Origin of the sequence: Geomonas ferrireducens (assembly GCF_004917065.1) — a bacterium.
GTDB lineage: Bacteria > Desulfobacterota > Desulfuromonadia > Geobacterales > Geobacteraceae > Geomonas > Geomonas ferrireducens.
In genome coordinates this window covers 221498-234977 of sequence record NZ_SSYA01000001.1, presented here as the reverse complement: position 1 = coordinate 234977, position 13480 = coordinate 221498, and the positions used below count along the sequence as shown (strand labels likewise).

Sequence of the window (13480 nt, the reverse complement as noted above, 5' to 3'; positions counted from 1 at the left end):
GTAGTTTTGCCGTGACGCGCCCTTGGTGGAGCGGAGAGTCCACAGTTTGAAAAAAAAGAAGCCGGGCAGAGATGCTGCCCGGCTTCTTGCGTTCTGTAGGGGCGGCTATGTGGTTCTGGCCGAGCAGGGGGGGGCTGCGGGCGGCTGGACGGTGCAGCGCAGACCGTGGCCGCTATTGACATCCTGAAGGATCAAATTATTCTACTCTGGTTTGCCTCTACGCCACCCATCTCGTACTTACTTCCTGCAAGCAATTCGAACCATCAAGCACCAGGAAAGCTTGCGCATTCCGCGCGGGTACAACAATGTTCAGAGGGGGTCTTATGACGGTAACTATTGAAGACACTGGGCGTTATGTAAGTGGTTATAAGTTTCAGGAGCTGGGGGCTTGTCGCGTTGGCAGTAGCGTCAAATTCCGCGCTTGGCTCCCATTTGCCAACGACGTAAAGCTTGTCCTGTTCAACGAAAACGGGCAGGAAACGTTACACCAGATGACCAGGGAAGGGGCCAGCGACTATTTTTCAACTCTTGTGTCCGATGCAGCCGAGGGCCAGCAGTACCTCTACCGGATCGATGGCAGAGACAAAAGCGACCCTCGGGCTAAGCAGATGGTACACTCCGCGGGAAACTCGATCCTCCGCCTGCGTGATTACCCATGGAAGGTGAACGATTTCCAGATGGCCCCTTGGAGTGAGCTGGTGATCTATCAGATGCACTGCGGGAGCTTCCCGGACAAGACTGTGCAGGACGAAAGACTCATAGAGGACGTCATCGACGAGCTGTTCTACTTGCAGAAGCTGGGCGTCAACGCCATCGAGTTACTACCCACCTCCGAGTTTCCGCGCGACCGATCCTTTGGATACGACACTGCGGCTCTCTATGCCGTCGAGTCCAAGTATGGCGGCCCGATTGCCCTCAAACAACTGGTCGATGCCGCTCATGCACGTGGCATCGCCGTCATTCTCGACGTCGTCTATAACCACATAAGTCCCGACTATAATGATCCAGAAACAGGCAACATGTCGATATGGCGCATGACGCCCGGGTGGGATCCGCGCCTGCCCGATGGCTCTGCCGGTGGTGGCGTCTATTTCTACAACGACTGGCGGTGGCCCGCAGGCTTTGGTCACCGCCCGGACTACGGCAGGCAGGAAGTGCGCGACTTCCTAAGGGACAACGCCATGATGTGGTTGCTGGAGTTCCGTGTTGACGGCCTTCGTTTCGACTCGGTAGCCAACATCCGCAACGTCTATGGCAACGATCCCCAACTGAAAGCCGCCTACGATATCGATAGGGGATGGTGGCTTCTTCAGGAGATCAACTACTGCGTGAGCTGTGAATACGAAAGAAGGAACCTGATCACCATTGCCGAGGACCTGAAGGATAACGAGTGGGTCACGAAGGATACGAATGCCGGTGGCGCAGGGTTCGGTTCGCAGTGGAATGACACCTACATGTACACGGTCCGTGACGCTCTGACGGCAACAGAGGACCGTTTCCGCAACATGGACCGCTTGCGCGACGTTCTCTACCAGAGATACAACACCGATGCCTTTGAACGCATCGTCACCAATGAAAGCCACGACGCCGCATCCATTCTCCATAAGGATGAGGGGAAAAAGCGGCTGACGGAAGCGATCGACCCGGGGCATGTGGATGACAGCTGGTATGTCAGGAAGAGAACCGGTTTGGGGGCCGCCATGGTGCTCACCTCACCGGGGATACCGATGGTCCTGCAAGGGCAGGAACTGCTGGAATGGAGGTGGATGGGGGACAGGCGGAACGACGAGTGCGGCGTAGACTGGAACCGCTTCTGCAATGTGAACGAGGACTGTCGGACCTGCATGAACAAACATGGCGAGTGCCGCACTGCGACCGGAGCGCCGTGTGACAAGACCATCGACTGCAGCGAATGTCCGGAGCTGCCGGAGCGCTGTGAGCCGGAAGGGCCGTTCAAGGGGATCTTCATGCAGTATCGGGATCTGATCCATCTGCGCCGGAACTGGTTCAACAACACGCGAGGGTTGCGTGGGCAGCACATCAATGTCTTCCACGTCAACAACGCCGACAAGCTTATTGCGTATCACCGGTGGGAGCACGGCGGGGCCGGCGACGACGTTGTAGTAGTGCTGAATTTCGCGGACCGCTCTTATGACAACTACACGATCGGGCTTCCGAGGGGCGGGCAGTGGCAGGTTCGTTTTAACAGCGACTCCGGCCTCTATGGGCCGATGTTCGGAAACTTTTTCAGCTACGGCACCGAAGCCACGCCAGCCGAGATGGACGGCCTCCACTTCAAGGCGGACATCGGTATAGGCCGCTACTCGGCGATCATCCTCTCACAGTAAAATACCGACGTTTGAACAAGAAGCCCCACTATCCGGGGCTTCTTCTCTTCAGGAAAAACCGGGCAGAGGTGCTGCCCGGTTTTTTTCGTTATTTCAGGACCCTTTCCGCCTCGATCTGCTTGAATATGTCGTGCAGACATTCGGAGTAGATCTCCTCGCGCTTCCCTTCCAGGGGGTAGAAGGGGTAGGCGAAGATAAGGGCCGCTTGAACCCAGTTGCTCAGTGTTGCCTTGCGCTGGTAGGAAGCGGCCTGGGCTCCCCCTTTTTTTATGACATTTGCCGTCATGGTGTAGTCCCACGAGTAAGGCATCGGGATAAGGGTAAGGGAGAGAAGCGAGACCGTTCCGCTCAAGAAATCCTTCTTGAAGGAGGATTCTTCCAATAAGGAGACCTCCACGGTGTAGTCGTGGGTCGCCTTTTGGTCTTCCAGCTCCTTGCGCCGCTTCGGGTTGTTCACATCGTTTGGAGATTCGAGGTAGGTGGTGTACTGCGAGACGTTGCCCAGTTCCTGGAGACTATCCCTGAACAAGTTGTCGAAGTCCTTCACGTTGTGAACCTGAAGCTTTGGGACCGTGTCCATGCCATGCTGCTGTTGCAGGTTTTTGAACTGGAAGAGCACGCTGACCTTGTCAGCCGTTGTGTTCCTTGTGACCGGGCTGGTGAACTTGCCCTGCACCTCGCTTCTCGAAGCTACACATCCCGTAAGAACCATAGCCGAGGTGATGACTAACAGAACGCGCTTTAAGAAGTCCTTCTGACAGTAGTGCCACATCTCGTGCCTCCTCTCAAACTGGTTGTTGATTCAATCGGCAGCACTTTGATTATATCCAAGGTTTAAGTTTTTTCTTTTATGACAGGGGAATATCAGGATGGGCAAGCCTAATAATACCTCCTGGTACAGATGGTCGTTACTTGACTGCGTATGATCGGTCCATGACATGAAGCGCAGGGAAATAATCTGCATAACCCGAGACGGGCGCAACAAGCACCCTCGGGTTGTCCGCGTAAAAACCAGGAAAACGTCGGACATCCAATAATCCTTTTCTTGCACGACGATATAGGATATATAGCGACATATAGTGATATATAACGAGCCTGATGTTTGCCGCGTACCTCGGAACAAGCGTAAATGAGCGATCGAACCAGAAATGCCGGAACGCAGGAAACGGCGTCCTCCCCGTTGCTTGTGAAGCTGATACGCGACCTCAACGTCGCGCGGCGCAACATGAGGACTTACCCGCAGGGACATCAGGTGATTGATGTTTCTCTCGCCACCGCTTTGAAGAGCTACGCCTCCCTTCTGGGCGAGCTGGACGAGGTGGTCCTGCTGGTGGCAGGTTCGACCCTCATGCTCGGGGATCAGCCTGTCGACAGGTCCAACCCGGTCATGAGGGATTTCGCGCGTGTGCTTCACGAACGGGAAATCGGGGCGCTGGTTTTCCATCGGGGGCTCACCAGGGAGGAGCTCCGGCGTTTCATCATCATCCTTGGCAGCACGCGCGAGAAGATCTATCGCGCCGGAGGGATCCGGGCCGTTTGGGAAAAGTCGGGCATCACCTCTTTCGGCATCAGGGAGATCCGTTATGACCTCCTGAGCGTTACCGAAGAGCCGCTTTTAAAGTCAGGGGAGGCGGGGAGCGCCGGGGACCTGTGGGAGCGCTTCGCCCTTGCCCTCAAGAACGGGATGGCGGGCGGCGGGGCGCTCGCCGAGGGGGCGCTCGACCCGGAGCTCGTTGCCGAGGCACTCAACCTGTCCGGGCAGGACGGTCTCCTTACGCCGGGGGGATTTGCTCCCCTGCTGCTGGATGCGTTGGTCCAGGGAGAAACGGCGTCCCCACAGGCCAGGGAGCTTACCAACCAGAGATTTGCCGGTTTCGTCAGTAAGCTGAACCCTGCCATGCGTCAGCAGTTTCTTGGCGCCGCCTGGGCGTCCAAGGCGATCGCCGCACCCGATCTGGCGTCGATTGTCAGCCAGGTGCCGGCCCAGGTGGTGATGGAGACGCTGGAGGAAATAGGTCCGAACCAGGAGGGCATTCCCCAGGTTGTTCTGCAACTGCTGCGTCAGTTCAGCGGTGCGCTCTCTTCCGACGAGCTGCAAGCGGAGGGGGCGGACCTGCAGACCAGGGTAAGGACCATCCTCAGGGAACACGCGAGCGAAGAGTTCATCCCGAAGAGTTACCAGCAGAAACTGCACAGGATGATGGAGCCTGATCAGGTCCCCCTCCTGGGAAGTGAAGGAGTGCAGGACCTGCTGGAAACAATCGACCAGTCCTCCATAGAGAAGAAGACCGGCGACATGCTGCTCCTGTTCCTGAAATCCGTCGAGGGGGAGGTGGAGGAGCTTACCGGGTACGAACGGAGCCTCTACGACATCGGGATCTACTTCCTGCGAACCGGCGCTTACACGGAGTTCCTGAATATACTGCGCGAGGTGAACGGTGGAGGAGTGCCCCTTCCGGTCAAAGAGCAGGTCCTGGAGCTTTTCGCCTGCGAGGAGTTCATCAACGAGGTGCTGGACGGTCTGCAAACCTGGGGCAAGCCGAGATTCAACGAGATTGCCGAAGTGATCCTGACGGTCGGCGCTCCTTTCACCGACGGGCTGCTGGACCGGCTGGCCGAAAGCGAAAGCATGTCGCTGCGGCGCTTCATAATGGATCGGTTGGCAGAGATCGGTACCCCGGCCGCCCCGGCCATCATCAAGCGGCTCTCCGACCGCCGCTGGTATTTTCTGCGCAACCTGATCCAGCTGATCCGGCGTCTGGAGCTGTACGAGACCGTGGATAAGCTGCGCATGCTCGCCCATCACAGTGATCGCAGGGTCTCGAGCGAGGCCTTTAGGGCGCTGCTTGAGTTCGGGGAGGCGGGGGCCGAGGAGGCGCTGGTGCGGGATCTGGAGAGCCCTGACCGGCAGACCCGGCTTGCTGCTCTCGAGGTCGCGGGGATGGCGAGATCCCCCAGGGGCCTCGGAGCGCTGCACGCCATGCTGGCCACATCCGGCTTCTCCAAAAATGAGCTGCAGGTGAAAGGGCTGGCCGTGCAGGCCCTTGGGGAGATCGGGGATCCGGCCTCGCTCCCCGTGCTTGAAAAACTGCTCTACTGCGTGAGCCTTCTGCACCTGACCGGGCTCACCAGGCTGAAGCTTGACACGGTCTCGACGCTCTGGCGCTACCCTAGCGAAGCCTCCCTTCCGCTTCTGCGGAAAGTCGCCTCAAAAAGGGGGGCGGTGGGGCGGCAGGCGGCGCTATTGTTGCGCGGCAGGCAGGAAGACGCATCATGAACAGGGCAGAACATACAACCCGCATCATCAGGCTCCTTCAGTCGGCAAGCGCCAATGCAGCGCTTTACGAAAGCGGACATCTCCAGGTCCTCCGGCTGGGAAACCAGCTGTTCGAGGAACTGGGCGCTCTGCTCGATGCTTGCGGCGAACTCTCCCTGATCGTGGTGGGAGACGAGCTTATCGTTGATGGCAGGCCGCAGGAGTACAGCCTGTTCCTGAACCGTTTCATCGCCCTACTCAACGGGCGGGGGATCGAGCATTTAAAGTTACTGCGGGGGATCACGCGTCAGGAGGTGGAAAACCTCATCGGCCTGCTGAGCGCCGCCGGGCAGACCGGGGAGTTAGCCTCGACTGACCATCTTCGCTTTGGCTGGGTGAAGCTTCCTTCGGAGGCACCTCCGTCCGGAAGCGGGGACGAAGAGCGGTGTGCCGCGGAAGTGCTCAAGGATCTGGGCCGGAAGGAGATGGAGCGGTTCTCCGAAATCTATCAGGCGGTGCAGCGCCGCCAGAAACTGAAGGTTGGCGGCATTGCGGAGATCGTCACCGGGTTCGTCGAGCTGTTCCGCCGGGAAGGGATGCCCTTTCTCGTCTTGGCGGCACTGAGGGAGAGCGACGAGTACACGTTCACCCATTGCGCCAACGTCTGTATCATGAACCTCGCGCAGGCGATGGCGCTCGGCATCGAGGGGCAGCAACTGAAGGACATCGGGGTGGCTGCCATGCTGCACGATATCGGCAAGCTCTTTGTCCCCGAGGAGATCATCAACAAGAAGGGTAAGCTCACCGACGAGGAGTTTGAAATAATCAAGCAGCACCCGGTCCGTGGGGCGCGCTACCTGATGGATACCCCCGGGGTGCCACGTCTGGCTGCGATTGCCGCCTATGAGCACCATGCGAAGTTCAACCTGAGCGGCTACCCGAAACTCCCACCATCCTGGCGGCTCAACCTCAGCAGCCACTTGACCATGATATCCGATTTTTTTGATGCGACCCGGACCCGGAGGTCCTACCATGAACCGCTCGCCCTTGACCACATAATGAGCATGATGCTTGACATGTCGGGGAGCGCATTGCATCCGGGCCTTACGCGCAACTTCTTCCGGATACTTTCCGACATGAAGGCCCCCTGACGTCTGAAACCGTTCGCCGCCTCACCGTGCGGTCTGTCCCCTCCCTGTCGCAACGCCCCCTTTGTGTTTAAAGGAAAAGCCGGACAGCTTGCTGTCCGGCTTTTCTTCGTCCATTACTTTTTGACCAGAGCAGGATCGATGAGACAAGTTCCCTTCACCCGGTATTTCACGTAGCCGAAGACAAACGCAAAGAACTCATGTTCCAGCACCCCGTCCACAAGTCCGACACACCCCGGCACGGTTTGGATGGCATTATCCAAAGCCTCTTTGGCATTCGGGATGCCCAGCGGGAAGATTACTATCGCTTTGGTGTCGTCGCCTTCTACTCTCTTGTCATCGCGCACGAATGTCGCGGCGTTAGACAAGTTCATATTCTTGGAAGAGATCACTGTGAAGTCGGTGATTCTCTGTACACAACCTGTCAAAGACAGTAGCAAAGCTACAGATGCGGTTACTTTTGTGAACTTTTTCATTCATCCTCCTGGTTGATAGAATGCACTAATGGCATGGCTATCATGCAGGTGTCGAACTGTCAATGTTTATCTCTGGCTTATTGAAAGGGTGGCCCTACTTGATCATTGAACCGTTTTTGCTGTTACGAATAGACAAGAATGGTAGCTAGATCTTTTTACCAAGTTCCGCTGCTTTTGCCGCAGTTTTTTCTCCTTTTGTTTTTGCCAGAGCAATAAATTGAAGGATTAATTGCCGATGTGCTTGAAGAGCAGGCAGTGAAAAATCATTTAGCACTACGATAGTGTTGTAAACTCCATTCTGGTTATCACTATTCTTTGTAGCAAATTGGATCAGCGGCGGAATGGCAGCCGGATCATTCCTCCACCCTTCAACCAAGTCACTGGCTGAATTTATACGAGTATGAGCATCGTCCGAAAAAAGGTTCCGAATCAGAAGGTTAATACGCTGGTCCAGTGACGCCTGCGCCGCTATTTGAACTGCTTTGTTTTCGTCTGATTCAGCAACTGTTCGCACCAAGACTGGCCCTTGGTCTGGAAGAGCGATCAAAACCGCCTGGACCGCCAGCTTACGCTCGGCTGGGTTTGGGCTGGTCAGGGATTTCATCATCGTATTGATCAGGTTGGCCTGAGCAATCTTTGTGTTGGCGTCTGCGATAGCGCTGGTCCGCTCCGCCCGTTTCTCCTCGCTGTTGATTTCTGCCTGCTTCAATCCCTGCGCGACGAAGTGGCCAGCAAGAGCAATAGCGGCAGGGACAAGAATGGTGGCCATTGCAGTAATGCGGTCCCAATTGTCCTTCTGTGATGTTCCTGGCATTGGAGACTCCGTTTTGTCACTGAAATTTGTCTTTGAGCTTGTCTACGGCTTTCTTCTTGTTTAGTAGATAGTTTCCAAGATCATTCTTCAAGTTTCGCGGCTATGCCAGCCCGAACGGGGGTCAGGACCACGTAGCGAGACAGTTCCAGTAGGTGTGTTGATGAGGTGGTAGTGGTTACTCATCAGGCAGTAGGCATGGCAAAGCCAGTTGTATCTGAGTAGGACCGATTGAAAGGTGCCGAGAAAGGTTCACGATCGCTATCGTCGATAAATATATCGTCACGTGCGTTGCCGCGTGAGGTGACGTGATAAATCGCGAACGGGAACTCGATGCGAAGAGGACGTGCCATAGTGTCGGAATGGTAGCAGTAAAAGCTTACATTTCAAGACCTGGCAGCGAGACCTGGCAGCGAGGGCGTTGACCTGTGACGCTACAATTTTCAGCGAGTAAGAACTGCTCCACAGCTATATCGCTTGACATATTACGCAGGGCGAAATATTATGCGACGCTAAGATGGGGGCTTATAGCCGAAAGAGGGATAATGTCAGTTAGGAAGAGCCTTGGCGGAGTTGGGATATGTATAAGGAAAAGGATAAGGAACCCACAGCTATGACCCCTGGAGAAATACTCCTTACCCAGTTCATGGAACCCAATAATATTAGTCAAAATAAATTGTCTAGAGAAATTGATGTTCCAGTTGGTCGTGTAAATCAGATAATTAAAGGGAAAAGGGCCATAACTGCTGACACTGCTTTGCGACTTGCAAAGTTTTTTGGAAATGCTGCTGAATATTGGATGAACTTGCAAAGCAGCTATGACCTGAGCAGGGCAAGAAATGATATGTGGCCGAAAATTGAGCCAAGAATTCACACTCTGACTGCTCTGCAATCATGACAATTTCGAGTATTGATCTATGCCTTTAACTTTCCTTGATCTATTTGCTGGTGGTGGCGGTCTCTCAGAGGGCTTTATCCGAGCTGGGTTTAGCCCAGTGGCACACGTTGAAGCAGATAAGGCTGCTTGTTTTACATTAAAGACGCGAACAGCATATCATTGGCTAACCCAACAAGGCCGTCATGACCGTTACATTGACTATCTCCAGGGAAATATATCCAGGTCGGACCTTTATGACTCGGTTCCGCCTTCTGAAATTGCTTCTGTTATCAATGCTGAAATAGGCCAAGAGAGCTTGTCCACAATTTTCGATACTGTCGACGAATTGTTAAATGGTAGAGAGCTTGACTTGATTATTGGTGGGCCACCATGCCAGGCATATTCGCTTGTTGGAAGATCTCGTGACAAGAATAAGATGCGTGGTGATAAAAGGAACTACCTATATACTTTTTATGCTGAATTTCTTAGAAGATATAGGCCAAGGTACTTTGTCTTTGAGAATGTAGCAGGGTTATTGTCGGCAAAAGCACCCGATGGTGACTTGTATTTTGATAAAATGCGATTTTTGTTCAAAGAAGTTGGGTATGAGACAGAGCATAATATTCTGTCTGCGAGCAACTATGGCGTTCTCCAAAATAGATCAAGGATTATATTGGTTGGAAAACGTGGTATGACAACCGGCTTTTACCCTAATCCAGAAACATGGATGCCAATAAACGTGGTTGTAAATGAAGTATTTAAAGATCTACCACCTCTTTGTGCAGGGCAAGGATCGGTACGACCTTGCGAAGTAAAGCCTTATCAAGGGACATATTTGTATAAAGCAGCAATTAAAAATGACCTGTTTCCAGTAACTTTTCATTCTGCTAGGACTCAGAATGATCGAGATCTAGAAATATATAAGATAGCTATAACTAAATGGAATAAAAGTCATGAGCGACTTGATTATAATGATCTGCCAGAACATCTAAAGACTCACGAAAATCGAACTTCTTTCTTAGATAGGTTTAAAGTAATTGCTGGAGATATGCCATTTTCACATACAATCGTTGCTCATATATCACAAGATGGCCATTTCTCCATCCACCCCGACATAGAGCAGTGTCGATCGTTGACTCCCAGAGAAGCAGCAAGACTCCAAACATTCCCGGATGACTATTTCTTTGAAAGTACGACTGATATTCCAGGTAGATCACCGGCCTTCAGGCAGATTGGGAACGCGGTACCAGTCCTACTTGCCCAAAAAATTGCACAAAAACTTCTGGAGGTTTGGTGATGAGTGCAACTGAAAAGCATAGAATCAGGCCCGCTGGTCGTCATCTGCTTACCATAGGCGAAGATCTTATTCAGGACCATTACGCTGCAGTCATAGAACTGGTAAAAAACGCATACGACGCAGATGCAAGGTCTGTTACGGTTTCAATTGGGCTTTCTGAAGACGAGGAAAGCGTAATTATAACTGTTTCGGATGACGGACACGGAATGTCAAAAAAGGTCGTAATTGATCAATGGCTCGTTCCGTCGACGAAAGGTAAGGTTGAAAGTAGGGTCAGTCCTGGTGGTAGAGTCATGCAGGGCCGAAAGGGGATAGGGCGTTACGCTGCGTCAATTCTCGGCTCTGATTTGCGTTTAGAGACTATCTCTGCTGGTGGTGAGAGGACAGAGGTCTATCTTGAGTGGGCTCGATTTGAGACAGCGGAATATCTCTCAGATGTTGAAATTGACGTGTTAGCCTCACACACGAATGACAGCTGTGGCACAAAGTTGACGATAACTGGTAAAGGTAAGTATCGTGCTGCATGGTCTTCCAATGAAATTAAAACTTTGGAATTTGAACTCCAAAAACTGATTTCACCAGTTGAAAAGATACAAGCTGCAAAGGCTGGCAATACAGCCTTCTCTATCATAATCATAGTAGACGGGTTTTTCTTTGAATCGAACAAAATATATAAGAAAGAAATTCAACCTATTCCTTTATTTGAGCTTTATGACTACCGGGTATCAGGCTCAATAGAAAAAAACGGAACAGGTTTACTCGTTTTTAAAAATCAAAAAGCTAAGAATACAGTTGATGAGACAATACCAGTAAAACTTAAATATGAAACTGGCTGTGGTAAGTTGTCATTTGATATACGGGTTTATGATCGAGAAAGTGACGCCATTGACCAGCTGATCAGGAGAGGGCTAGTTAATGATGCTGGCAACTATGTTGGGAAGAATGAAGCCAAAAATCTTCTAAATAAAAACAACGGTATTGGGGTATATAGGAATGGTTTCCGAATTAGGCCATTAGGAGATCCAGATTTTGATTGGCTTAAGCTGAATGAACAACGTGTTCAAATGCCATCAATAAGGATAGGCAGTAACCAGGTTATCGGTTATGTCGAAATTGAGTCTGAAGAGTTGTCCCATCTTGAGGAGAAAAGTGCTAGGGATGGCTTGAAGGAAAACAGTGCTTTTAGAAATCTCAAAGATATCACAATTGCTGTTATACGTAACCTTGAAGAGAGGAGATTTGCTTACCGGAATAAAGCTGGCTTAAGTAGACCTGTAGTTAAGGTTGAACGGGAGCTTGAAAAATTATTTAATTTTGAAGATATTAAAACAGGTATAAGGAAAAAGCTATCCCGTACAGGAATAGATCCGAAACTTGCTGAAGATATCGTTACTATAATCACTGAAAAAGAAGACAAGAATAACAAAATAGTTGAAGATATTCGTAGAGCCGTTGCGATTTACCAAGGACAGGCAACTTTAGGTAAGATTATAAACGTCATACTTCATGAGGGGAGAAGGCCACTTAACTACTTTAAGAGTCAAATCCCTAACCTTAATATATGGGTAGATGAATTTAAAGTGGAGCGAGTTGATCAATACCTTGATGAGATTGTATCTATCGCAGATGGGATTCGAAAAAGTGCCCAGATGTTTGTTAACCTGTTTGGTAAACTTGATCCGTTGGCTGCCGCCAAACGGAAAGCAAAGGAGCAGTTCGACATTGTGTTGACTGTGAAAAAGTCCTTTGATGTCTTCGAAGAGGAGCTTATTAAGAATAATATATATATCAAGCTTGAATCTGATCTAGATGCAGTACCTTTCACTGGTTGGTCTTCTGATATATATATCATAATGACTAACCTTATTGAAAATAGCATCTTTTGGATTAGTGAAAAAGAATCTCGAAATAGATACCTCAATGTAAAAATTGTTTCTAGCAATGGGTCTTTGTCTTACCTAGATTACAGAGACTCTGGACCTGGTATCGAAAAGCATCTTATTGAAAGCCAGGTTATATTTGAGCCTGAATTTTCGACGAAACCCTCAGGCACTGGTTTGGGTCTGGCGATTGCGGGTGAAGCTGCATCAAGGAATGGTTTACAGATACAGGCTTTTGAGTCTGACAATGGAGCCTATTTTAGGCTTCAACCATTTGGAGGAGTTTGATGAACTTCAAGTTATTGTTGGTTGAAGACAATGATGTTGATATTGAAGCCTGTACCAGCACCATCCGCACATACAATCTAAAAAATAAGACTGATATGACCTGCATTGTTGCAAAAAGTAAGGAACAAGCGTTTGAATGCGTTGATTCATCTTTTGACGGCGCCATTATAGACATTAAGTTAGCTGACGCTGGGACAGAAGGTAATGATGTCATAAAAGAAATACATAAAGCGTCAAGGATTCCGATAGCAATCCTAACAGGTACCCCTGAAAATGCTACCGCAGAATGCGGATTTATTGGTTCTTTCAAAAAAGGTGAAATTAGTTATGCCGACATTTTTGATAAATTGTTTGCGGTCTATAGGACAGGTATAACAAAAGTTATGGGAGGCAGGGGTGAAATAGAGACTGCCATGACTAAGATTTTTTGGGATCACCTTTTACCGCAAGTTGATTCTTGGAAAAGCTATGTATCTGAAGGAAATGAGACAGAAAAAGCCATCCTGCGTACCGTTCTAAACCATCTCCTTGAGTTATTAGATGGCGATGATAATCCATCTCATCCGGAAGAAATGTATGTAATACCGCCAATCGCTGACCAGCTAAAAACCGGCAGCGTTGTTGTCCGTCGTGCTGATGACAAACGATTTGTTGTTGTCAGCCCCGCCTGTGACCTTGTTGTTCGTCCCGGTGGTACTTGCAAGACTGATAAAATTCTCTTATCTCAAATTGAGGATTTTGATGTCATAAAGGCTGCAGTCCTTGAAGGAATAAAAGCTGGCAAACAAGTTTCAAAGCTTGCGGTTTTGTTGAAGAATAATCACAATGACTATTATCACTACTTACCAAAAACGACTTTGTTTACGGCTGGATTCATCAATTTTAGATGGACGCATTCCGTCGATAAAGGAGTTTTTGAAGCTGAATACGGAAAACCAGTTGCTCAGCTATCGGCGCCTTTTGTTAAAGCTATAGTAGCTAGGTTTTCATCCTTCTACGCACGTCAAGGACAACCCGACTTTGATTTTAAGAAATTAGCGGAATCGTTGTTGTAGGTCCGAATATGGATGCGGGATCTGGTGCCAGGCTTGCAAAGTTG

At 50.6% G+C, this 13480-nt stretch carries 10 protein-coding genes; 7 read left to right on the top strand and 3 right to left on the bottom strand.

All coding sequences use genetic code 11. The features are described from left to right. Positions 1-323: 323 nt before the first annotated feature. The gene (locus E8L22_RS01070) at positions 324-2348 is read left to right on the top strand and encodes an alpha-amylase family glycosyl hydrolase (RefSeq protein WP_162604755.1); all 2025 of its coding nucleotides are present in this window, start codon (positions 324-326) and stop codon (positions 2346-2348) included. Positions 2349-2436: 88 nt separating this feature from the next. Here E8L22_RS01070 and E8L22_RS01065 read toward each other — a convergent pair whose 3' ends face one another. After that, the gene (locus E8L22_RS01065) at positions 2437-3120 is read right to left on the bottom strand and encodes a hypothetical protein (protein ID WP_136523446.1); all 684 of its coding nucleotides are present in this window, start codon (positions 3118-3120) and stop codon (positions 2437-2439) included. A gap of 357 nt (positions 3121-3477) precedes the next feature. Between E8L22_RS01065 and E8L22_RS01060 the strand changes: the two genes are divergently transcribed. After that, complete coding sequence (locus E8L22_RS01060) at positions 3478-5625, top strand: HEAT repeat domain-containing protein (protein ID WP_136523445.1); 2148 nt, start codon at positions 3478-3480, stop codon at positions 5623-5625. Beyond that, on the top strand, positions 5622-6755 hold the full coding sequence (locus E8L22_RS01055; protein ID WP_136523444.1) for an HD-GYP domain-containing protein: 1134 nt from the start codon (positions 5622-5624) through the stop codon (positions 6753-6755). Before E8L22_RS01060 ends, E8L22_RS01055 begins: the two co-directional genes overlap by 4 nt. 113 nt (positions 6756-6868) lie before the next feature. Here the strand turns inward: E8L22_RS01055 and E8L22_RS01050 are convergent, their stop codons facing one another. Beyond that, positions 6869-7228, bottom strand: coding sequence for a hypothetical protein (locus E8L22_RS01050; RefSeq protein WP_136523443.1), 360 nt, complete (start codon positions 7226-7228; stop codon positions 6869-6871). A 145-nt stretch (positions 7229-7373) separates the two neighbouring features. Then, positions 7374-8042 carry a hypothetical protein gene (locus E8L22_RS01045; protein ID WP_136523442.1) on the bottom strand — a complete coding sequence of 223 codons (669 nt, stop codon included), beginning with the start codon at positions 8040-8042 and terminating at the stop codon, positions 7374-7376. 577 nt (positions 8043-8619) lie between these two features. On the opposite strand from E8L22_RS01045, the gene E8L22_RS01035 reads away from it, so the two are divergent. From E8L22_RS01035 to E8L22_RS01020, 4 genes are read left to right on the top strand one after another with little or no spacing between them, the layout of a single operon-like run. After that, complete coding sequence (locus E8L22_RS01035) at positions 8620-8937, top strand: HigA family addiction module antitoxin (RefSeq protein ID WP_136523441.1); 318 nt, start codon at positions 8620-8622, stop codon at positions 8935-8937. A gap of 19 nt (positions 8938-8956) precedes the next feature. Beyond that, a complete protein-coding gene (locus E8L22_RS01030; protein ID WP_136523440.1) occupies positions 8957-10213 on the top strand; it encodes a DNA cytosine methyltransferase in 1257 nt (418 codons plus the stop codon). Next, complete coding sequence (locus tag E8L22_RS01025) at positions 10213-12381, top strand: ATP-binding protein (RefSeq protein WP_136523438.1); 2169 nt, start codon at positions 10213-10215, stop codon at positions 12379-12381. Before E8L22_RS01030 ends, E8L22_RS01025 begins: the two co-directional genes overlap by 1 nt. Beyond that, a complete protein-coding gene (locus tag E8L22_RS01020; RefSeq protein ID WP_136523437.1) occupies positions 12381-13436 on the top strand; it encodes a response regulator in 1056 nt (351 codons plus the stop codon). Before E8L22_RS01025 ends, E8L22_RS01020 begins: the two co-directional genes overlap by 1 nt. Positions 13437-13480: the final 44 nt, after the last annotated feature.